This is a genomic window from Kribbella sp. NBC_01245 (genome assembly GCF_036226525.1).
In the GTDB taxonomy this organism is placed as follows: Bacteria; Actinomycetota; Actinomycetes; order Propionibacteriales; family Kribbellaceae; genus Kribbella.
Genome location: NZ_CP108487.1, coordinates 6,830,201 through 6,850,249 on the forward strand (window position 1 = coordinate 6,830,201; position 20,049 = coordinate 6,850,249).

Annotated in this window: 21 protein-coding genes; 10 read left to right on the forward strand and 11 right to left on the reverse strand. The window is 67.8% G+C overall.

Annotated features, from left to right (window positions below; all coding sequences use genetic code 11):
• Positions 1-55: 55 nt before the first annotated feature.
• On the forward strand, positions 56-1,195 hold the full coding sequence (locus OG394_RS31120; protein ID WP_328990729.1) for a PLP-dependent cysteine synthase family protein: 1,140 nt from the start codon (positions 56-58) through the stop codon (positions 1,193-1,195).
• A gap of 2 nt (positions 1,196-1,197) precedes the next feature.
• On the opposite strand, the gene OG394_RS31125 is transcribed toward OG394_RS31120, so the two are convergent.
• Genes OG394_RS31125 through OG394_RS31135 form a run of 3 tightly spaced genes read right to left on the reverse strand, consistent with a single transcriptional unit; the run spans position 1,198 to position 3,509 of the window.
• The gene (locus OG394_RS31125) at positions 1,198-2,097 is read right to left on the reverse strand and encodes an alpha/beta fold hydrolase (RefSeq protein WP_328990730.1); all 900 of its coding nucleotides are present in this window, start codon (positions 2,095-2,097) and stop codon (positions 1,198-1,200) included.
• Positions 2,098-2,151: 54 nt separating this feature from the next.
• Positions 2,152-2,589 carry a hypothetical protein gene (locus OG394_RS31130; RefSeq protein WP_328990731.1) on the reverse strand — a complete coding sequence of 146 codons (438 nt, stop codon included), beginning with the start codon at positions 2,587-2,589 and terminating at the stop codon, positions 2,152-2,154.
• A 47-nt stretch (positions 2,590-2,636) separates the two neighbouring features.
• Positions 2,637-3,509, reverse strand: a complete 873-nt coding sequence (locus tag OG394_RS31135) for a 1,4-dihydroxy-2-naphthoate polyprenyltransferase (protein WP_328990732.1) — start codon at positions 3,507-3,509, stop codon at positions 2,637-2,639.
• A 33-nt stretch (positions 3,510-3,542) separates the two neighbouring features.
• Between OG394_RS31135 and menE the strand changes: the two genes are divergently transcribed.
• Genes menE through menD form a run of 3 tightly spaced genes read left to right on the forward strand, consistent with a single transcriptional unit; the run spans position 3,543 to position 7,188 of the window.
• Positions 3,543-4,631, forward strand: coding sequence for an o-succinylbenzoate--CoA ligase (menE, locus tag OG394_RS31140; protein WP_328990733.1), 1,089 nt, complete (start codon positions 3,543-3,545; stop codon positions 4,629-4,631).
• Positions 4,628-5,554, forward strand: a complete 927-nt coding sequence (locus OG394_RS31145) for an o-succinylbenzoate synthase (protein ID WP_328990734.1) — start codon at positions 4,628-4,630, stop codon at positions 5,552-5,554. The genes menE and OG394_RS31145 overlap by 4 nt, the downstream gene beginning before the upstream one ends.
• Entirely contained in the window at positions 5,551-7,188 is a 1,638-nt protein-coding gene (gene menD, locus OG394_RS31150; protein ID WP_328990735.1) for a 2-succinyl-5-enolpyruvyl-6-hydroxy-3-cyclohexene-1-carboxylic-acid synthase, read from the forward strand. The genes OG394_RS31145 and menD overlap by 4 nt, the downstream gene beginning before the upstream one ends.
• Here menD and mptB read toward each other — a convergent pair.
• From mptB to OG394_RS31180, 6 genes are all read right to left on the reverse strand, one after another.
• Positions 7,157-8,578, reverse strand: a complete 1,422-nt coding sequence (mptB, locus tag OG394_RS31155) for a polyprenol phosphomannose-dependent alpha 1,6 mannosyltransferase MptB (protein ID WP_328990736.1) — start codon at positions 8,576-8,578, stop codon at positions 7,157-7,159. The two genes, menD and mptB, sit on opposite strands and share 32 nt — an antisense overlap.
• Before the next feature lie 161 nt (positions 8,579-8,739).
• Positions 8,740-9,504, reverse strand: a complete 765-nt coding sequence (locus tag OG394_RS31160; protein WP_328990737.1) for an ABC transporter permease — start codon at positions 9,502-9,504, stop codon at positions 8,740-8,742.
• On the reverse strand, positions 9,501-10,490 hold the full coding sequence (locus OG394_RS31165) for an ABC transporter ATP-binding protein (RefSeq protein ID WP_328990738.1): 990 nt from the start codon (positions 10,488-10,490) through the stop codon (positions 9,501-9,503). Before OG394_RS31165 ends, OG394_RS31160 begins: the two co-directional genes overlap by 4 nt.
• A gap of 43 nt (positions 10,491-10,533) precedes the next feature.
• Positions 10,534-11,178, reverse strand: a complete 645-nt coding sequence (locus tag OG394_RS31170; RefSeq protein ID WP_328990739.1) for a PadR family transcriptional regulator — start codon at positions 11,176-11,178, stop codon at positions 10,534-10,536.
• A 9-nt stretch (positions 11,179-11,187) separates the two neighbouring features.
• The gene (locus OG394_RS31175) at positions 11,188-11,949 is read right to left on the reverse strand and encodes a hypothetical protein (RefSeq protein ID WP_328990740.1); all 762 of its coding nucleotides are present in this window, start codon (positions 11,947-11,949) and stop codon (positions 11,188-11,190) included.
• Positions 11,946-12,464 carry a SigE family RNA polymerase sigma factor gene (locus tag OG394_RS31180; RefSeq protein ID WP_328990741.1) on the reverse strand — a complete coding sequence of 173 codons (519 nt, stop codon included), beginning with the start codon at positions 12,462-12,464 and terminating at the stop codon, positions 11,946-11,948. The genes OG394_RS31175 and OG394_RS31180 overlap by 4 nt, the downstream gene beginning before the upstream one ends.
• 116 nt (positions 12,465-12,580) lie before the next feature.
• On the opposite strand from OG394_RS31180, the gene OG394_RS31185 reads away from it, so the two are divergent.
• On the forward strand, positions 12,581-13,438 hold the full coding sequence (locus OG394_RS31185) for a GNAT family N-acetyltransferase (RefSeq protein WP_328990742.1): 858 nt from the start codon (positions 12,581-12,583) through the stop codon (positions 13,436-13,438).
• A gap of 53 nt (positions 13,439-13,491) precedes the next feature.
• Positions 13,492-14,352 carry a GNAT family N-acetyltransferase gene (locus OG394_RS31190; protein ID WP_328990743.1) on the forward strand — a complete coding sequence of 287 codons (861 nt, stop codon included), beginning with the start codon at positions 13,492-13,494 and terminating at the stop codon, positions 14,350-14,352.
• 161 nt (positions 14,353-14,513) lie between these two features.
• Here OG394_RS31190 and OG394_RS31195 read toward each other — a convergent pair whose 3' ends face one another.
• Both OG394_RS31195 and OG394_RS31200 read right to left on the reverse strand, forming a co-directional pair.
• Entirely contained in the window at positions 14,514-15,173 is a 660-nt protein-coding gene (locus OG394_RS31195) for an MBL fold metallo-hydrolase (RefSeq protein WP_328990744.1), read from the reverse strand.
• A gap of 6 nt (positions 15,174-15,179) precedes the next feature.
• Positions 15,180-16,448, reverse strand: a complete 1,269-nt coding sequence (locus OG394_RS31200) for an isochorismate synthase (protein ID WP_328990745.1) — start codon at positions 16,446-16,448, stop codon at positions 15,180-15,182.
• Between the two features lie 212 nt (positions 16,449-16,660).
• Here OG394_RS31200 and OG394_RS31205 point away from each other — a divergent pair, with 212 nt between their 5' ends.
• From OG394_RS31205 to OG394_RS31220, 4 genes are all read left to right on the forward strand, one after another.
• A complete protein-coding gene (locus OG394_RS31205; protein ID WP_328990746.1) occupies positions 16,661-17,359 on the forward strand; it encodes a demethylmenaquinone methyltransferase in 699 nt (232 codons plus the stop codon).
• 222 nt (positions 17,360-17,581) lie between these two features.
• Positions 17,582-18,901, forward strand: a complete 1,320-nt coding sequence (locus tag OG394_RS31210) for a geranylgeranyl reductase family protein (RefSeq protein WP_328990747.1) — start codon at positions 17,582-17,584, stop codon at positions 18,899-18,901.
• 157 nt (positions 18,902-19,058) lie between these two features.
• The gene (locus tag OG394_RS31215) at positions 19,059-19,418 is read left to right on the forward strand and encodes an NADH-quinone oxidoreductase subunit A (RefSeq protein WP_328990748.1); all 360 of its coding nucleotides are present in this window, start codon (positions 19,059-19,061) and stop codon (positions 19,416-19,418) included.
• 3 nt (positions 19,419-19,421) lie between these two features.
• Positions 19,422-19,976, forward strand: a complete 555-nt coding sequence (locus OG394_RS31220) for a NuoB/complex I 20 kDa subunit family protein (protein ID WP_328990749.1) — start codon at positions 19,422-19,424, stop codon at positions 19,974-19,976.
• Positions 19,977-20,049: the final 73 nt, after the last annotated feature.

Below are 20,049 nucleotides of genomic sequence, written 5' to 3' on the forward strand. Positions count from 1 at the left end.
ACCGCCGCCAACACTACGACCTGCAACAACCGGCAATGGGCACTAGCCTGACCCCATGAGTGAGGTATTCGAACGGGGGCAGTCGGCGGCTCGATGCCGGGAGGTGGACCGGCGCAGCGACGCTGACCGGGCCTGGGTGTCGGAGGCGATCCGGCGGGTCGAGGCGGACGCCAACCGCAGCGCCGACACCCACCTGCACGTCTTCCCGATGCCGCCCGGCGTGGACATCGACGTCTATCTGAAGGACGAGTCGGTGCATCCGACCGGCTCGCTGAAGCACCGGCTGGCCCGGTCGCTGTTCCTCTACGCCCTCTGCAACGGCTGGATCCGCGAGGGCACCACCGTGATCGAGGCGTCGAGCGGCTCCACCGCGGTCAGCGAGGCGTACTTCGCCCGCCTGCTGGAGCTGCCCTTCATCGCGGTGATGCCGGCCTCGACCAGCAAGGAGAAGGTCGAGCTGATCGAGTTCCACGGTGGCCGGTGCCACTTCGTGGAGCGGTCCGGCCAGATCTACGGCGAGGCCAAGCGGCTCGCCGAGGAGACCGGCGGCCACTACATGGACCAGTTCACGTACGCCGAGCGCGCCACCGACTGGCGCGGTAACAACAACATCGCCGAGTCGATCTTCGAGCAGCTGAGCCTCGAGCGGCACCCGGTCCCGGCGTGGATCGTCGTCGGCGCCGGCACGGGAGGTACGTCGGCCACGATCGGGCGCTACGTCCGCTACCAGCGGCACAGTACGAACGTGGCCGTGGTCGACCCGGAGAACTCGGCCTTCTTCCCGGCCTTCGAGACCGGTGATCCCGACTTCGCGACCGGCCGCCCGTCCCAGATCGAGGGCATCGGCCGCCCGCGGGTGGAGCCGTCGTTCATCCTCGGCGTGGTGGACAAGATGATCACCGTGCCGGACGCGGCCTCGATCGCCGCGATGCGCTTCACCAGCCGGGTGACCGGCCGGCACGTCGGCGGCTCCACCGGCACGAACATGTGGGGAGCGCTCCGCCTCGCGGCCGAGATGCGCCGCACGGGTGCGACCGGCAGCATCGTCACGCTGCTCTGCGACGGCGGCGAGCGCTATACCGACAGCTACTACGACGACGCCTGGCTCCGCTCCCGCGGCATCGACATCGCCCCCTACCTCGACACCCTCGAGCGCTTCTCCGTCTCCGGCCGCTGGCGCGAACCCATCGCCTGACGTCAGCTGCGCCGGCGCTCAGACGGGGTCTCGCCTAGCTGGAGGCTCTCGCGCACAAATCTCCGAACGTGGGCGCGTACGACGTCGGGCTGCTCGAGCCATGGTTCGTGTCCGGCGCCATCGATCCGTGTCAGCCGAACGTCGAGCCGGACCGCCAGTGATTCAAGTGCTGACAGAGGGCGAGGGTCATCAGCGCTGCCTAGGATCTCGATTTGCGGAGGCAGGCGCGCGCTTAGCTCATCAAGGTGCAGATCGAGCGGATCTGAACGTCGTTCATTACCCAGTTCACTATTCATTGTGTAGTTGATTGGTCTGCGTTGCCGGGCAGCCTTCGCGGCCCAGTGCCAACCGCGTTCGGGATCGGCATGGTCGGTGAACCAGCCCAGCGTGAGCCACTCGAGTTCCTGGTCCTCTGTGCGGTGCCGCAGCTCATCCAACTCGCGGTACCGGTTCTGCTGTAACGCAGACATGCGGCGGCTGCGTTCCAAGCGGTCCCCGGCGCGCCAGTCACCGACAAACGGCCCGGCCGTCAACAACATTGCGGCCACCCTGTCCGGGTGGGTCAGACAGAACCGGCAGGCCAGGTCTGTGCCGTAGGAGTGTCCGATCAGCACGGCCGTAGGGGCCTCCCACAGGTCGAGCAGCTCAGCGAGGTCCGAAACATGCCGCGAGCTGGTATGACGGCCCTGCCACGGCGACTGGCCCGTGCCACGCTGGTCGTAGCGGTAGACGGGTGCGAGATCCTCGACCATCTTGGCGACGTCGCCAAGATAGTCCGGTAGGCCCGGGCCTCCATGCAGCATCACCACGGGAGGCATCCGAGCTGTGTCACCCACTGCCCACCAGCGAAGGCGCGCCCCATCGGTCATTGGCGCGAGGCCCTGCGCCTCCCGAAAGCTCACCGCAGACAACCTACAGGCGGCAGATGTGACTACTCGCGGCAGTAACGCGAGTGGTTAGCGGTACCAGATTCGGACGTTGTTGCGGCCGAAGGTCAGGTCGCGGAGGCCGTCGGCTACGACGATGGCGTCGACGCCGAGGGCTCGGACGGGGATGGCGATGGTGCCGGAGCCCTGGCCTTTGCACGGGTTCGAGACCCAGAGGATGTTGTGGTAGCGCCACCTGGCGGTCTGCACGTCCCAGCCGCGGATACGGACGGCGGCCTGGTAGCGGTCACAGGTCTGGTCGTAGCCGGTCAGGCCGACGTACAGATAGCCCTTGGCGGCGTCGTAGCGACTGGTGGTCTTGAAGTACGAACCGGGCACGTTGTAGCGGTAGCTGGTGTCGGCGAACGTGTACCCGTTGCGGGTGTACAAGTACGCCTGGGCGGGAGTCACACCTGCGAAGGCGAGAGTGACGACGGCCGCAGCGATGATGGCGATGAGCTTGCGCATACGAGAATCTCTCCAGGGCACCAATGCAGGTTAGTACATCTTCGTCATTAGTGACCGATCGTCAACCCCGCAGCGAGTCCTGCCGCGTAAACCAGCTCGGTCAGGCCGGTAATGCGCAGTACCGGGATGAGCGCCGGGCCGACCGCGTCGCTGAGGATCACCTTCAGTGACCGTACGGCGAGGGGAAGTGCCAGCAGCGCGAGGAGTGCCCACAAGCTGGCCAGGGCGCACAGGACGGCCAGGATGAACGCCAGCAGGATCAGGGCCGCGTAGAGCTGCCGAGAGCGCGCAGCCCCCAGTACGACCGCCAAGGTCCTCTTGCCCGTCGCAGTGTCTGTCGGGATGTCCCGGAGGTTATTCGCGACAAGCAGGGCACAGGCGATAGCGCCCACTCCGACGGCTCCAGCCACGGCAGTCCAATGCAGCGTCTCTGCCTGGGCGTACGTCGTACCGAGCACTGCGACGAGCCCGAAGAACAGGAACACGCTGATCTCGCCAAGGGCCCGATAGCCGTACGGCGATTTGCCGCCGGTGTAGAACCACGCAGCGAGCAGTGACGCCGCTCCGACTACCAGAAGCCACGGTGACGACGTGAGACTGAGCACCACGCCGAGGGCCGCACCGATGCCGAGAGCCACGAAGGCGGCCGTCTTGACCTGCTGCGGCGTCGCGACTTTCGAGCCGACCAGACGCAACGGCCCGACCCGGACCTCGTCGGTACCGCGGATGCCGTCGGAGTAGTCGTTCGCGTAGTTCACGCCGATCTGGAGGGCGAGGGCCACTCCGAGCGCGAGCAGCGCCTTCCACCAGACAAACGCGTCCAGGTACGCCGCGGCGCCCGTTCCGACGAGTACGGGCGCGATGGCGGCGGGCAGCGTCCGCGGCCGGGCGCCTTCGATCCACTGGGCAGGGGTGGCCATGGCCGGATTCTGTCAGTCGTACGCTCTTGAGCGATGACCACCCTTCGGTTGATCCCCGGCTCACCGCCCGGCGTGCTGTCCGCGCTGCGTGGTGTGCTCGACGGTTCCGGCGACCCGTTCGCCCCGCTGCCGGCCGATCCGGCCCTGGCCGAGCGGGTACGACGCGTCGCCCGGGTCGACGTACCGCTTGAGTCCGGCGTGGTGATGCTGCCGACGTCAGGCTCGTCCGGCGAACCGAAAGGCGTGCTGCTGTCCCGTACGGCGCTGGTGGCGTCCGCAGAGGCGACCCACGCGCGGTTGGGTGGTCCGGGCCAGTGGCTGCTGGTGATGCCGGCCTACTTCGTCGGCGGCCTGCAGGTGCTGACGCGCTCGCTGCTCGCCGGGATCAACCCCGTGATGGCCGAAGATTTCGGCGATGGTGCGAAAGCGATGACCGGCGAGAGGCGCTACACGTCGATGGTGCCGACGCAGCTCGCGAGACTGCTGGAGACGGACGTCGAGGCGTTGAGGTCGTTCGACGCGATCCTGGTCGGCGCGGCCGCCACCTCGGCTGACCTCAAGCAACGTGCGCACGACGCTCACGTGAACGTCGTGACGACGTACGGCATGACCGAGACCGGCGGCGGCTGCGTGTACGACGGTCGGCCGCTCGACGGGGTTACCGTTGCGCTGGACAACGACCGGGTGGTGCTCGGGGGGCCGACCTTGTTCGACGGCTATCGGCTCGAGCCCATGCTCACCGCGGAAGCCTTGCAGGACAAGGGTTTCCGTACGCAAGACCGTGGCCGCATAAAGGAAGACGGTCGACTGGAAATCCTTGGCCGGATCGACGACGTGGTGATCTCGGGTGGCGTGAACGTCGTACTGCCCTCGGTTCAGCAACGCCTCCTCACCCATGAGCTGGTGGCCGACGCGGTCGTGCTCGGCGTAGACGACCAGGAATGGGGCAGCCGGGTCGTTGCCTTCGTCATCGGCACCGCCACCCTCGACGAACTCCGCGACCATGTCTCGGCCGAACTGCCGCGCACCTGGGCGCCACGCGAATTGATCCACCTGGACGAACTCCCGATGCTTGCCTCGGGCAAGGTTGATCGGCAACGACTGCGGGAGCTGGCACGATGAAGGTCTATTCGATTGCCTTGCGCAACAAGTTCCGCGGTATCACCGTGCGCGAGGGAATGCTGTTCGAAGGCCCGGCCGGCTGGGCCGAGTGGAGCCCGTTCCTCGACTACGACGACGCCACCTGCGTGGCCTGGTTGCGGGCGGCCCGCGAGGCGGCGTACGACGGCTGGCCCGCGCCGGTGCGAGACGCCGTACCGGTGAACTGCACGGTGCCGGCCATCGGTCCCGAGAAGGCCGCCGCGATCGTCCGGGCCTCGGGCTGCGGCACCGCCAAGGTCAAGGTCGCCGAGCCCGGCCAGACGCTGGCGGACGACCTGGCCCGGGTCGAGGCGGTGCGCGACGCGATCGGCCCGAGCGGACGCGTGCGGATCGACGCGAACGGCGCCTGGTCGGTGGGCGAGGCCATCGGCGCGCTGAAGGAGCTCGGCCGCTTCGACCTGGAGTACGTCGAACAGCCCTGCGCCTCAGTGGAAGACCTGGCGCTGGTCCGGCGTCGTACGGACGTGTTGGTAGCGGCCGACGAGTCGATAAGAAACGCCGAAGACCCCTTGCGGGTAAGGGATTTGGAGGCGGCCGACATCGCCGTACTGAAGGTCCAGCCGATCGGCGGAGTCCGGGCCTGTCTCGACATCGCGGAACAGATCGGCCTGCCGGTCGTGGTGTCGTCCGCACTCGAGACGTCGATCGGAATCGCCGCCGGTGTCGCGCTAGCCGCGGCCCTGCCGGAATTGCCGTATGCCTGCGGCCTGGCGACGGTCTCGATGTTCACCGCCGACGTGGTGCCCGAGCCACTGCTGCCCGTCGATGGCATGCTGCCGGTGACGAGACCGGTCACCCCAAGAGCACAAGCGGACCAAGCGACGACCGAGCGATGGCAGGCCCGGTACGACCGGGTCAACGCCCTACTGAGGAGTGATCGATGAATCCGTCGACGGCGTTCGCGACCGTGGTGGTCGACGAGCTGATCCGCAATGGCGTGCGGGAGGTCGTGCTCGCGCCCGGATCGCGCAGCGCGCCGCTGGCACTGGCGCTGGCCGAGGCCGACCGCGCCGGGCTGCTCCGGTTGCACGTGCGCATCGACGAGCGGACCGCGGGCTTTCTCGCGATCGGCCTGATCCGCGGGTCGGGTCTGCCGGTCCCGGTGGTGACCACCTCGGGTACGGCGGTCGCGAACCTCCATCCGGCCGTGCTGGAGGCCTCGCACAGCGGGTTGCCCCTGCTCGTGCTGAGCGCCGACCGCCCGCCCGAACTGCGGGGGAGCGGCGCGAACCAGACGACCGACCAGCTCAAGATCTTCGGCGACACGGTCCGGCTGTTCCACGAAATGGGTACGCCGTCCAAGCAGCTCGGCCAGGTCGCGTACTGGCGTTCGGTCGTCTCGCGGGCCGTGTCGGTCGCAGTCGGCGCCCGTACGGCGGACCCGGGGCCGATCCAGCTCAACTGCGCCTTCGCGGAACCGCTGGTGCCGGATGGCGTGGACGACTGGCCCGAACCGCTCGACGGCCGTACGGCGGCCTGGACGACAGTGCATCCGGGAGCGGTCTCGCCCTCGGCCGTGTCGCCCGGGCCGAAGACCGTGGTCATCGCGGGGGACGGCGCTTCGCAATCGGCTCGCCTGGCTGCCGAGGCGGGGAACTGGCCGTTGTTCGCGGAGCCGTCGAGCCGGTCGCGGATCGGCCCGTCGGTGATCTCGACGTACCGCCTCTTGCTCGCCTCGTCACCGCTCGCGGGCGAGATCGAGCGGGTACTGGTGTTCGGCCACCCGACCCTGTCACGGCCGGTCTCGAAGTTGCTCGCGACACCCGGGATCGAGGTCATCGTGGTCGCGCCGACCGGGCGCTGGCCCGATGCCGCACGACGTGCCTCGTTGGTCGCTCCCGCGCTGGAGGTGACCGGCCCGGACGACCCGGCCTGGCTCGAAAAATGGCAAGCCGCCGACGCTCTGGTCCAACCCGTGCTCGGCAAACTCGACGGTCTTCCCGGACCCGTCATCGCCGCCACGATGGCCGAGGCGATCGGTGCCGACGGCATGCTGGTGGTGGGTTCGTCGAACGCCATACGCGATCTCGACCTCTCCCCAGTGGTCCCGATCCGGACGGTCGCGAACCGTGGCTTGGCCGGGATCGACGGCACGCTGTCCACGGCCGTCGGCGCCGCCCTCGCGAACGCCGGACCGACGTACGCGCTGCTTGGCGATCTGGCCTTCCTGCACGACGCGAACGGCCTGGTCATCGGTCCCGACGAGCCTCGGCCCGACCTGCGCATCGTCGTACTCAACGACAACGGCGGCGGCATCTTCTCCACCCTGGAACAAGGCGCGGGCGAACATGCCGAGCACTTCGAGCGCGTCTTCGGCACCCCGCACGCCGTCTCCCTCGAGGCACTTTGCGGCGCCACGCAAACGCCGTACCGACTCGCGAAGACGCGTGAGGACCTGCGCGCCGCGGTCGAGGGCACGGTCGAGGGCATCGACGTGATCGAGGTCCGCGTCGATCGGTCAGGTCATCGCGACTTGCAGGCGGCGATCACGGCTGCGGTTGGAGAGGCGCTGGGATAACCGGTTCCGGATGGAGCGTGCGGATTCGGCCGACCAACGCACCCAGCACCATCAGGACAAGCGAGGTGGTGACGATGATCGGCACCACGGCACCTCGCAAGGACGAGTTCAGTGGTGCCGCCACGGTGAGGATCACGCTCGCGCCGACGAGGGCCGTCGTCATCCGGCGGCCCGGGCGGGCGACGGCCAGGAACGGCAGGCACCAGAGGAAATACCAGTCATGCGCGGTCGGCCCGAGCAGCACGACCGCCAGCAGCGCGAAGCCGATCGCCCGGGAGGACTGGTGGATCGACGAACGCAGCCCGAGTACGGCGATCAGGCCGAGCGCGCCGAGAATGCCGAGCACCCGGATGAGGTCGAGCGCCTGCTGGGCGGCCGTCTTCGCGCCGAACCAGTCGAGTACGCCGGACGTGCCGAGGCCGATGAGGTTCGCGATCGATAGGGGCGACTTCACCAGCCCTGGTACGTCGAGAGCGCCGAGCCAACCGGAACCGACCCGGACCAGCTCGCCGATCGTCACGAGCGTGAGTACGGCGACAGCCCCGGCGATCGCGAGGCTGGCGAGCCTGGTGCGAACCCGGCCGGCCAACGGGCTCATCACGGCCGCGATGCCGATCACCACCAGACCGCCCGGGAGTTTGACGGCCGCGGCCGCGCCGGCCAGCACCGCCGCCGTACCCCATTTGCCGTCCAGCGCGACCGTGAGCGCGTAACACCCGATCCCGAGCATCAGTACGTCGTTGTGGGCGGCGCCGATGCCGTGCGTGATCAGCATCGGGTTCGCCACGACAAGCCAGGTCGCGAACACGGGATCGACCCGGCAGGCCCGCGCCAATCGGGGGATCGAGTACGCGATCAGGAAGAACCCGAGCACGGCCAACGCCCGGTGCGCGAGCATCAGCAGGTACGGGTCCATCGTCAGGTCGGCCGCGATCCCGCCGTACGCCAACGGCAACGGCCCGTAGGGCGCGGGCGTCCACCACCACATCGGGTCGACGGCCTCGAGAATCGGGCCGGCCAGCACCCCGGGCCCGACCTCGTACGGATTGTGGCCCTCGGCAACAAGCGCGCCCTGTGCGGCGTACGACCAGGCATCCCGGCTGAACAACGGCGGGATGAACAGCAGCGGCACGGACCAGGCCATCGCGTAGCGCACCAAGTCATCCCGCCAGCGGCCGGTCAGCACCTCGCGGCCGATGGTCAACCAGGCCCAGACCATCAACCCGAGCCCGGCCACGACGATCGCCAGCCCGGTCATCCGCCCGCCAAGGCTGTCCCGCAGCGGGAAGTCCGCCAGCACCGAAGACCCCGGCACCACCGACGTCACCAACCCGCCGAGCGCCACCAGACACGCCCCAGCGACCCCTCTGGCCCACGCCGACACCCTCACCGCCCGGACGTTAACCCGCCCGAGCGACCCCCGGGTGAACTGCACTTTGCATTCATTCGTCGCAATCCGCCCTCGCTCAGCTCAGCGGACCCGCACAGGAGGTCGGCGGCTGAGGGCGGATTGCGACGAATGAATGCAAAGTGCAGTCACGTGCCGCTAGGTCAGGCGGATTCCTTGCGGAAGGTGCGGGCGCCGACGGCGAGGCCGATGGCGGTCAGCAGGACTACCCAGAACAGGCCCCACAGCGAGGCGGAGCTGGAGATGTCGCCCCGGAACAGCGCGCGGACGCCGGTCACGACGTGCTTCAGCGGGCTGATGTCGGACAGCCGCTGCAGCCAGGTCGGGCCGATCGACATCGGCAGCAGGATGCCGGACAGCAGCAGCAACGGCATCGCGATCCCGTTCAGCAGCGGCGCCAGGGCGTCCTCGCTCTTGGTGATCAGCGCGACCGAGTACGACAGCGACGCGAACGTGGCGCCGAGCAGCGCGACGATCACCAGCGACAGCAGCACGCCGCCGATCGGAGCGCGCAGACCCATCGGGATCGCGACCAGCAACAGCAGCACCGACTGGACCACCAGCACGACCACATCGCGCAGCACCCGGCCGGCCATCAGCGCGATCCGGGACGCCGGGGTGACCCGGTCGGCCTCGATCACGCCGGCGCGGTACTCCGCGATCAGGCCGAACCCGACGAACATCGCACCGAACATGCCGAGCTGCACGATCAGGCCCGGAATGAACACCTGGTAGGCGTTCGTGGTGGCGCCGTCGCTGATCTGCGCGGTGATCGGCTCCAGCAGCGGGCCGAACAGGAACAGGTACAGCAGCGGCTGACTCAGCATCAGGATCGACCACATCGGGTTGCGCAGCGACAGTCGCATGGCCCGGTTGAAGACGATCCAGGTCTCCTTGAGAACGGTCATGCGACGGCCTCCTTCTCGGTCTCTTCGGTGTTGCCGGAGTCGTCCCGCAGGGAGCGGCCGGTCATGGTCAGGAAGACGTCGTCCAAGGTCGGGCGGTGCACCTCGACCCCGTCCAACTCGATGCCCTGGGCATCGATCGAGCGGAGCAGGCCGGGGAGAACCGAACCACCCTTGGGGATCCGGAAGGTGACCACGTTCTGCTCGGTCTCGAAGGCGGTCGAACCGTCCAGCGCCTCGACGATCTTGGTCACATCCGGCGCCTGCGTGGCGTCGGCCAGACTGAGCCGTACGGCGTCGCCGGAGACCTGCTGCTTGAGCTCTTCCGGAGTGCCGGAGGCAACGATCTTGCCGTGATCGATCACCAGGATCCGGTCGCACAAGGCGTCGGCCTCGTCCAGGTAATGGGTGGTGATGAAGATCGTCGCTCCGCGTTTGCGCAGCTGCCGGATGTGCTCCCACAGGTTGGCCCGGGCCTGCGGGTCGAGACCGGTGGTCGGCTCGTCGAGGAAGATCAGCTTGGGCTCGTGCACCAGGCCCATCACGATGTCGAGCCGGCGCCGCTGGCCACCGGACAGGGTCTTGCACTGGCGTTTCCACAGGCCGCCGAGATCGAGCTCCTCGAACAGCTTCTGGCCGGCCGCCATCGCCGACTTCTTGTCCATCCCGTACAGCCGGGCGTGGTCGACCACCTCGTCACCGGCGATCGCCTCGGGCAGGGTCGAGCCGCTCTGCGGCACGTACCCGATCCGGCGGCGGACGCCGACCGGGTCCTTCGCGAGGTCACAGCCCGCGACGGTGGCGGTTCCGCTGGTCGGCGTGATCAGGGTCGCCAGCATCCGCATGGTGGTGGTCTTGCCGGCCCCGTTCGGGCCGAGGAAACCGACGATCTCGCCGTCGGTCACATCGAGGTCTACCCCCTGCACGGCCTGGACCGGGCCGCGCTTGGTCTTGAAGGTGCGGACGAGTCCGCGAGCTTCGATCATCATGCTGGCCAGTTTGAACTAGTCAACATTGAATAGTCAAAGTTGATTAATCGTCCTCGGTCCACTCTGCCGGAGCCTTCCGAGGCCCCCAGTGGGTGACGAGATCAGCAGGAGGTTGCCACTTTCGCGGCTCTCCCGCGAACGAATATTCGCCGTCGCGCACCCGCTGAACGAACTCCCGCGTCCACTGCAGCTCACCGCTGTCGCGGGCGCCGGTGATCCGCAGCATCTCGACCACGTGGTCCGGAGTGGCCGGATCCTGCAGAACACCGCGCTCGGCGAATTGCTGCTGCTTGTTCATCTGCTCCAGCTGCGCGATGCGGGCCTCGAGCCCCGCGATCACCTCGTCCCGCTGGAGGGACCAGAGAAAGCTCAGCGCCGCCTGCATCCGGTCCGGCCGGAACGGCGAGACGTTCCAAAGCGCCTCGCGGAGCAGGATGAAGTACTCGCTCTCGCCGTCGGCCGTCAGCTTGTACGACGTACGCCCGGGCTTCTGGTCGCTTTCGGTGGTCTCGATCTCGGCCAGGTAGCCGTGCTTGGAAAGGGTACGAAGGCCGGAGTAGATCGAACCGGGGTTGATGTTCGCCCAGACCTGGACGTTCCAGGTGAGCAACTCGCGGCGCAACTGATAGCCGTACGCCGGCTGGAAGATCCGCACAACCCCGAGCAACAACAACCGCGTGGTGGACATGGGCCCAGCTTAGGGAGTCGTGGCGATTCCCCGGGCGATCTCCAGAGTGCGCGCAAGAGTCAGGGGGTTAGGGGTGTCACCGATACTCATGCTGGACACGCTGACCTCGAAGCCATCGGGGTGGACCAGTCGGGTGCCAATCGTCGTCACCTTCTGAACGAGCGTGTTGACGTCCACGTCGAGGAAGGCGATCGCGCCGTCGGGGAGGCGGCGGATGTCCGAGCACTTGTTCGGTGCCGCCAACGAGTCGCAGATCGGCTGCGCACGGCTGCCCGACGGCCGGTGGGCCACGCTTACTTTCAGTTCGGGGTGAACCTGCTTGCCGTCAACCTGTGTTCCGACCGACAGATGGCGAGTCGGCCGCCAGCCCGGATCGCCCAAGGACCAACTCTGCTCGTAGCCCGTCTTGCGGAGGTCCTCGGCGTATTCCGGTGTGAGCCGGATGAGCTCGGCCATGAGCGCCCGGGTCTTGGCTGTACCCGGTCCATCCGGACCCTCCATCAGTTCTGGCACCGTCGGTGGCAGGGTGGGTGTGTCGATGTGGACACCAGGAAGCTCGGCGACGGCGACGGGCGTATCAGTCTGGCGCAGGGTCTGGACACCGCCGATCGCCAGTGCCGGCACGGCGAGCGCGGCGGTGACCAACGCGGCGGTACGGCGGTGGACACGGCGCTTTCCCCGGGTGATCTGGGCGTCGACGTCGATGTCGAGCAAGGGGTCGTGGTCGGTCAGTTCGGCGAACAGGGTCTGGACTTCGGCCTTCTCGGTCATAGCGCCTCCTCATAGTCGGTGCGGGTGGTCACGCCGGCGGGGAGTAGGCACCGGATCGAGTCGAGGGCACGCGACGTCAACGTCTTCACCGCGCCTTCCGAACAACGCACAACGCCGGCCGTCTGGTCGACGGACAGGTCGTCCAGGAACCTGAGCACCAGCACCGCCCGTTGCCGAGGTGGCATCTGGTCCAGCAACCGACGCAGGTCCGTTCTATGCACCGGTGTCTCGTCGGCCTGAGTCAACGGTTCCGGCAGCACCTCGGTCGGGTGTTCGCGTCGCCACGGACGACGTCTCTCGTCCAGGAAGACGCGGACCAGGATCCGCCGTACGTACGCGTCGGTGTGGGTGGCGTCGCGGGCCGACTTCCAGGCGCCGTACAGCTTGATCACGGTGGTGGACACCAGGTCCTCGGCTCGGTGCGAGTCGCCCGACAGCAGGTACGCCGTACGCAGCAGACTTGCCTTCCGGGCGATCACGTAATCCCTGAACTCGGCCTGATCTCGGGCCTTCATTCGGTCTCCCCTTCGTTGTGCCTCTGCTGGGTAGACGGAATGGGCCGGGGCGGAGGTAACGGCTATCTCGGGTTATTCCGGCGACATCTGGCGGGTGCGATCACTACCGTGTCGACATGAGCGGCGATGTGAGCGTAAGGGTGACCCGGGTCCCGGCGGAGTTCGAGAAGATCGTCTTCGGATTCCTCCAGCAGGACCCTGTCCTCAACACGGTGCTGCTCGGAAACGTGCACGACCGGGCCGCCCGTCCGATGCTTGGCGAGAACGAACCGCCCGTGCTGGTCTCCGTCCACGACCCGGCCGGCCAGGTCATCGGCGCTGCCATGCGAACCGCCGGCCGCGGGATCCACCTCGGCGGCCTCGACGCCTCGCTCGCCCCGGAGGTCGCCGCGACGTACGCCGCGATCTGCCCGGATGCCCCTCAGGTCAGCGGTACGGCGGACGCGGCGCGCGCCTTCGCCGGGACCTGGTCCACGTTGACCGGCAAGGCGTACGCCGAAGGCCGGGGGACTCGTCTGCACCGGCTCGACGTACTCGCTGAGCCGCCGGCGCCGAGCGGTTCGGCCCGGCGGGCGGTTGAGGGCGAGCTGGATTTGTGCGCGCGATGGGCGGGCGCTTTCGAGGACGAGGTGGCGCTGTCGGTCGGTGCCGACGAGGTACGCCTCGGCTGGGCGCGTACTCAGGTCCAGCGTGGCCTGCTCTGGCTGTGGGAGGACGCGGGCGAGGTCGTCAGCATGGCGTCGCTCCGGGAACCGATTTTCGGGGCGTCGCGGATCGGCCCGGTTTATACGCCGGACGAGCGGCGCGGGCGTGGGTATGCGAGTGCGTTGACCGCTGTCGTCAGCCGGGTGATCGTCGATGCGGGATCACTCGCGTGCCTCTATACCGACCTGGCGAATCCGACCTCGAACAAGATCTACGCGGCTCTTGGCTACCGGCCGGTAGCGGACTTCGTGGACTACGTTTTCACCTGATCGTGCGGTTGCGGGCATGGCGCCCCAGCCCTTGACCGGGTTAGCGTGCCCTCATGACGGTGCGAGTCACGCGCGACGCCGAAGAGTTCAAGACCACCGTGTTCGCCTTCCTGCAAAGGGATCCGGTCTTGCATTCGGTGCTCCTGGCAACCGTGCAGGACCGGCTGTCCGTTGCCCAGGGCGACGAACCGGACCCGTACTTCTTCTCGTTGCACGGAGCAACCGACGACGTGATCGGTGCCTGCCTGTGGACTGCGCGCAAGGGCATCTACCTGGGCGGCCTCGCGCCCCATCTGGCCGTCGAAGCCGCGGACGCCGTCGCCACGTCCCGGCCGGATTCGGTCTTGCTGGAGGGGATGGCCGACACCGCCCGGATCTTCGCCAAACGCTGGGCCGAACTGCGCGGGGTCACTCCACGCGAGGTCGACGGAATCTGCCTCTACCGCCTCGGCGAACTGGTGCCCCAGAACGCGCAAGGCTCAGCCCGACCGGCTTTCGAGGCAGACGCCGGCCTGTGCGCCGAATGGGTGGACGCCTACCGCCTCGAAGCCGAACCCGCACCTGAACCGATCCCGGGCGCCGGCCGCGGCGAACACGACGTTGAAGCCTGGACCCTCGCCCGAATCGCCGCCGGCCAAATGTGGCTCTGGCAGTACGACGGCCAACCGGTCAGCATGCTCGGCCACCAAATCCCGGTCTTCGGCACGACGCGTATCGGTCCTATCTACACCCCGCCGGCACACCGAAACCACGGCTACGCCAGCGCCCTAACGGCTCACGTGTCGGCGGTATTGCGCGAGGAATTCCCCGAAGTCTGCCTCCGAACAGACCTCTCCAACCCCACCTCCAACAAGATCTACCGCGCCATCGGCTACACCCCCATAACCACCTTCACCCGCTACGCCCTCACCTAACCCGCTGTACCTCCCCCCTACTTGTTGCGTTGATTCGTCCGAATCCGCCCGCCTACGCCGGTGACCATTCGAACCCGCCGTAGAGAAGGGGCGAGCGGATGCAGACGAATCAACGCAGAAGAAGAAGCGGAAGTGGAAGCGGCGGCAGGAGGGGGAGGGGGTTACGGGAGGTGGGTGGTGGTGCCGGGGGTTAAGGGGGTGTAGGGGGTTTGGCCGTGGTTGGTCAGCATGGTGGTGGACAGGGTGAGGCCGATTTGGGAGAGGCCGGCGTCGTGGATGCCGATGGCTTGTTCGGCTTTGACCTCGCGGATGTAGGCGATGGCGTCCCGAAGTGTGTGCCAGGGGGCGGCCAGGGGGACGAGGTTGGTGTGGACGGCGCGGTTGGGGCGGGTCCAGGAGTCGCCGGGGTGGTAGACGGCGTCTTCGATGAGGTAGGCAACGTTCTGGCAGGGAACGCCCAGCTCGGGAAGGCTGATCGCGTGGTCGTTGCCGAAGGCACCGATTGAGAATCCGGCCGCTTCGAACGACTCTCCACCCGATACGACGGTGACCCGGTCAGCTAGACCGGCCACGCCAGCGGAGGAGGCCGAGTCAGCGGAGGCGGACGTGAGGACCGAGGCGACTGAGGCGTTTGTCCAGATCGGGACGGCGAGCGGCAGGATGCGGGCGACGTCCAGGTGGTCGGGGTGTTCGTGGGTGACCAGGATGCCGTCCACGCCCTCGAAGGCTTCGGGTTCGGTCCAGATGCCGGGGTCGACCAGCAGGACCTTGCCGTCCTTCTCGAGGCGGACGCAGGCGTGCGTGTACTTCGTGAGTTTCACCGGAGATCAGTCTCCCAACGCGTCTCTCATCGGAACCAGCTTGGCGTTCGACTCGGCCAACTCGGCCGCGGGATCGCTGCCCGCGACGATGCCGCAGCCGGCGAACAGGCGCATTCGGCGCGGGTCTTCCGGATCGGCTTGGCCGCAGCGCAGCGCGATACCCCATTCGCCGTCGCCGCTCGCGTCCAGCCAGCCGACCGGGCCGGCATAGCGTCCGCGGGACATGCCTTCGATGCCGCTGATCAGGTCGCGCGCGACGTTGGTCGGCGTACCGCAGACCGCGGCGGACGGGTGCAGGGCGGCGGCGAGGCCGAGGGCGGATGCGCCATTCGCCGCGACGCCGGCGACGTCCGACGCGAGGTGCATCACGTTCGGCAGGTGCAGGACGAACGGCGTCTCGGGCACGTTCATCGACTGGCAGTGCGGTTCGAGGGCGTCGGCCACCGAGCGTACGGCGAACTCGTGCTCTTCCAGGTCCTTGCTGGACCGGGCGAGTGAGGCCGCGAGGGCGAGGTCGTGCGCGTCGTCGCCCGTACGGCGGATGGTGCCCGCGAGTACTCGCGAGGTGATCAGGCCCTTCTCCCGGCGGACCAGGAGTTCGGGCGTCGCGCCGATCAGGCCGTCGACGGCGAACGTCCAGCAGTTCGGGTACGCCGCGGCGAGCCGGCGCAAGGGGCGGCGCAAGTCGATCGGCTGGTCGGCGATCGCGATCAGGTCGCGCGCGAGGACGACCTTGTCGACGTCACCGCCGGTGATGCGGCCGACCGCGTCGGCGACGATCGCGGACCACGCGGCGCCGGAGCGGGCGCCGTCGGCGAAGGCGATCGGGCCGACCGGGTCGGGCTCGTGCCGGACCAGCGACGGGGGAGCGGCCAGCGAACTGGCGGGCGAGATCGTCGTCACCCAGGTGGTGCCGCCACGACGGCCGACGATCACTTCCGGTACGACGAGCTCGCTCGGGTCTTCGTCGGTGAACCCGAACGAACCGAAGCAGACCAGGCCGGAACCCGGTACGTCCAGGTCGTCCCGGATCACGGCGGCCGAGGTCAGTCGCTTCCACCAGGCCTGCGCCTCGGTGAAACGGTTGCTCCCGGCAACGTCCAGCCGGGCGGCGACCCCCCAACCGACGATGCCGTCACCACGTCGTACCCAGGCGAGCGCGCCTTCGGTGGGTAGGTGGTCCATCAGGGTCGGCGAGACATCCGTCACAACGTGGCTGCGAACCACCAGATGCGGCGCCGGAGCCCCGGCCGGATAGACGTCCAGCAGGCTCACGAGGTGGTCCGTCCATTGCCTGACGACGCTCGCCGCTCTCCCCGCAGACGTCCGCTCACGAATTCTCCTCGTCGACCACGGAACAGAAGCCTCACGGCAAGCAAGCGTAGGCCTACTTCCGTGACACATCATGCCGAGTGCCCCAATTCACCCCCCGCCCAACCCGACCGAGCGCATCCAACGCGACGGACGACGGGTGCGAGACTGGGGACGTGAGCCGAGCCGATCTGAGCAAGCAGCCCGAGGCCGTTGCGGCCATGTTCGACGACCTCGCCGAGGGATACGACCGCACCAACGCGGTCGCCACTCTCGGCCTGGAGAAGTACCACTGGCGCCCGCAGACGCTGGCCGCGATCGACCCGCGCAAGGGCGACCGCATCCTCGACCTCGCCGCCGGTACCGGCTCGTCGAGCGTCAAGCTGCGCGAGGCCGGCGCCGAAGTCGTGTCGTGCGACTTCTCGATCGGCATGCTCCGGGTCGGGCGGCGGATGTTTCCGGATCTGGACTTCATCGCGGGTGACGCGTTGCACCTGCCGTTCGCGGACGAGTCGTTCGACTGCGTGACGATCTCGTGGGCGCTGCGCAACGTGAACGACGTCAAGGTGGCGCTGGCCGAGATGCTGCGCGTGACCAAGCCCGGCGGCCGGCTCGTCGTACTGGAGAACTCACACCCGACCTGGAAGCCGTTCCGGGTGGCCTACCTCGAGTACATGATGCGCGGGGTGACCACCTTGGCGAAGGCGGTCGCGACGAATCCCGAGGGCTACATCTACCTCGCCGAGTCGGTTCGCGCGTGGCCGGATCAGGCCACGCTCGCCAAGACGATCGAGGCGAGTGGCTGGGCCGATGTCCAATGGCGCAACCTGACCGGCGGCGTCGTAGCCATCCACCGCGCCCGCAAATCAGCCTGACAAAACCAGACCACTGACACCACTGGTGGGAAAGCGATTTACGAACCGCGCATCTTGCGTAAATCGTCTGCTGGTAAAGGGATCCGGGCCGGTTTTTCAGGATCGTTGACGAGTCCTAGACTGTCCCGTGTCCTGGGTTCGTGAATCAGTTCACGAGGAGTTCCGCACTACTCCCGGGACAACCGTCAGAGATCGACCCGCTACCAGCCAGGCCGGGATGAGATGAGCCAGATCGCGTCGACCACGGGTCGGCAACAGGCCGATACCGCAGATGTGATCGTTGTCGGCGCGGGGCCTGCGGGCTCCTCCGCGGCGTACCACCTGGCGAATGCCGGCCTCGACGTACTGCTGCTGGAGAAGACCGCGTTCCCGCGCGAGAAGGTGTGCGGCGACGGCCTCACCCCGCGCGGTACGAAACAGCTGATCAACATGGGCATCGACATCTCGCCCGAGGCCGGCTGGATCCAGAACTACGGTCTCCGCATCCAGGGTGCCGGGCATGTCCTGCAGCTGGACTGGCCCGAGCTGTCCAGCCACCCGAACTACGGCCTGACCCGGAACCGGATGGACTTCGACGACCTGCTCGCGCGGCAGGCCGTGAAGGCCGGCGCGAAGCTGCGCGAGCGGACCAACGTCACCGGCCCGATCCTGGACGCCAAAGGTCACATCATCGGCGTGGTCGCGAAGCCGGTCGACGACAACGGCCGCCGGGCCGGCGACGACATCGAGTTCCGCGCGCCGCTGGTGATGGCCGCCGACGGCAACTCCTCTCGCCTCAGCATCGGCATGGGCATCCACAAGCGCGACGACCGCCCGATGGGTGTTGCCGTCCGCACCTACTTCACCAGCCCGCGCCACGACGACGACTACCTCGAGTCCTGGCTGGAGCTGTGGGCCGATGACCCCAAGCAGCCGGGCGGTCGCAACCTGCTGCCGGGCTACGGCTGGATCTTCGGCATGGGCGACGGCACGGTGAACGTCGGCCTCGGCATCCTGAACACCTCGGACGCCTTCGGCAAGGTGGACTACAGCGACCTGCTCAAGCAGTGGCTGAAGCACACCCCGGAAGAGTGGCAGTTCCGCGACGAGTTCCAGACCATCCCGATCCGGGGTGCCGCGCTGCCGATGGGCTTCAACCGGCAGCCGCACTACACCCGCGGCCTGATGCTGCTCGGTGACGCCGGCGGCATGGTCAACCCGTTCAACGGCGAGGGCATTCCGTACGCGATGGAGTCCGGCGCGTTCGCGGCCGAGGTCGCGGCCCAGGCTCTGCGGCGCCTGCCCGGTCAGCGCGAGCGCGCCCTGTCGGCGTACCCGAAGGCACTCAAGCAGGAGTACGGCGGCTACTACACGCTCGGCCGGGTCTTCGTGAAGCTGATCGGAAATCCGGAGGTGATGCGGCTGTGCACGAAGTACGGTCTGCCGCGCACCACGCTGATGAAGTTCACCCTCAAACTCCTCGCGAACCTCACGGACCCCCGTGACGGTGACGTGATGGACAAGATCATCAACGGTCTGACAAAGGTGGCCCCGGCCGCCTGAGACAGGCGTGACACAACGAAGCCCATCCGCGCAAACGGTGGGGCGGGTGAGCAACACCACAGCGGGACTGGTAACAACTTGTCCCGTCGGCAGTAGAAGGCAGTAGACAAGGCACCGATCCGGCAGTACGGACGCAGAAGGAGGGAGCACGGACACGATGCACCCTTACGTACCGATTCTCATCCTCGGAATCCTGGCTACGATCTTCGTGGCCGGCACCTTGGTGACGAGCGCAGTTGTCGGCCCGAAGCGCTACAACCGGGCCAAGCTCGACTCCTATGAGTGCGGCATCGAGCCGACCCCGCAGCCCGTCGGCGGTGGCCGCTTCCCGGTGAAGTACTACATCACCGCGATGCTGTTCATCATCTTCGACATCGAGATCATCTTTCTGTACCCGTGGGCCGTCGCGTTCGACTCGATGGCGCTGTTCGGTCTGGTCGAGATGGTGCTCTTCATCGCAACCGTGTTCATCGCGTACGCCTATGTCTGGCGCCGCGGCGGACTGGAATGGGACTGAGTCATGGGTGTTGAGGAACAACTGCCCGCCGGCGTACTGCTGAGCACGGTCGAGGGGCTGGCCGGCTACATGCGGAAGGCCTCGCTGTGGCCGGCCACCTTCGGGCTGGCCTGCTGCGCGATCGAGATGATGACCACCGGAGCCCCGCGGTACGACGCGGCGCGCTTCGGCATGGAGGTCTTCCGGGCGTCGCCGCGCCAGGCCGATCTGATGATCGTGGCCGGCCGGGTCAGCCAGAAGATGGCCCCCGTGCTGCGCCAGATCTACGACCAGATGCCGAACCCGAAGTGGGTGCTGGCGATGGGCGTGTGCGCGTCCTCCGGCGGCATGTTCAACAACTACGCCATCGTGCAGGGCGTGGATCACGTCGTGCCCGTCGACATGTACCTGCCGGGCTGTCCGCCGCGGCCGGAGATGTTGCTCGACGCGTTCCTCAAACTGCACGAGGACATCCAGCAGGCGAAGCTCGGGTCCAACGCGAAGGCGCTCGCCGCCGAGCAGGAGAAGACCGCGCTGGCCGCGGCCCCGACGCTCGAGATGAAGGGTCTGCTCCGGTGAGCGAGCTGCGCGAGCGAACAATCAAGTACAGCGCGACTTGTGCCTCATCGGCGCCCGGAGCGAAGCGAGGACG

Excerpts from the sequence above, each read along its gene's own strand:
- OG394_RS31120 (WP_328990729.1), top strand. The coding sequence starts at position 56 with ATGAGTGAGGTATTCGAACGGGGGCAGTCGGCGGCTCGATGCCGGGAG.
- OG394_RS31130 (WP_328990731.1), bottom strand. The coding sequence starts at position 2,589 with ATGCGCAAGCTCATCGCCATCATCGCTGCGGCCGTCGTCACTCTCGCC.
- OG394_RS31135 (WP_328990732.1), bottom strand. The coding sequence starts at position 3,509 with ATGGCCACCCCTGCCCAGTGGATCGAAGGCGCCCGGCCGCGGACGCTG.
- menE (WP_328990733.1), top strand. The coding sequence starts at position 3,543 with ATGACCACCCTTCGGTTGATCCCCGGCTCACCGCCCGGCGTGCTGTCC.
- OG394_RS31145 (WP_328990734.1), top strand. The coding sequence starts at position 4,628 with ATGAAGGTCTATTCGATTGCCTTGCGCAACAAGTTCCGCGGTATCACC.
- menD (WP_328990735.1), top strand. The coding sequence starts at position 5,551 with ATGAATCCGTCGACGGCGTTCGCGACCGTGGTGGTCGACGAGCTGATC.
- OG394_RS31160 (WP_328990737.1), bottom strand. The coding sequence starts at position 9,504 with ATGACCGTTCTCAAGGAGACCTGGATCGTCTTCAACCGGGCCATGCGA.
- OG394_RS31165 (WP_328990738.1), bottom strand. The coding sequence starts at position 10,490 with ATGATGATCGAAGCTCGCGGACTCGTCCGCACCTTCAAGACCAAGCGC.
- OG394_RS31170 (WP_328990739.1), bottom strand. The coding sequence starts at position 11,178 with ATGTCCACCACGCGGTTGTTGTTGCTCGGGGTTGTGCGGATCTTCCAG.
- OG394_RS31175 (WP_328990740.1), bottom strand. The coding sequence starts at position 11,949 with ATGACCGAGAAGGCCGAAGTCCAGACCCTGTTCGCCGAACTGACCGAC.
- OG394_RS31180 (WP_328990741.1), bottom strand. The coding sequence starts at position 12,464 with ATGAAGGCCCGAGATCAGGCCGAGTTCAGGGATTACGTGATCGCCCGG.
- OG394_RS31185 (WP_328990742.1), top strand. The coding sequence starts at position 12,581 with ATGAGCGGCGATGTGAGCGTAAGGGTGACCCGGGTCCCGGCGGAGTTC.
- OG394_RS31190 (WP_328990743.1), top strand. The coding sequence starts at position 13,492 with ATGACGGTGCGAGTCACGCGCGACGCCGAAGAGTTCAAGACCACCGTG.
- OG394_RS31210 (WP_328990747.1), top strand. The coding sequence starts at position 17,582 with ATGAGCCAGATCGCGTCGACCACGGGTCGGCAACAGGCCGATACCGCA.
- OG394_RS31215 (WP_328990748.1), top strand. The coding sequence starts at position 19,059 with ATGCACCCTTACGTACCGATTCTCATCCTCGGAATCCTGGCTACGATC.
- OG394_RS31220 (WP_328990749.1), top strand. The coding sequence starts at position 19,422 with ATGGGTGTTGAGGAACAACTGCCCGCCGGCGTACTGCTGAGCACGGTC.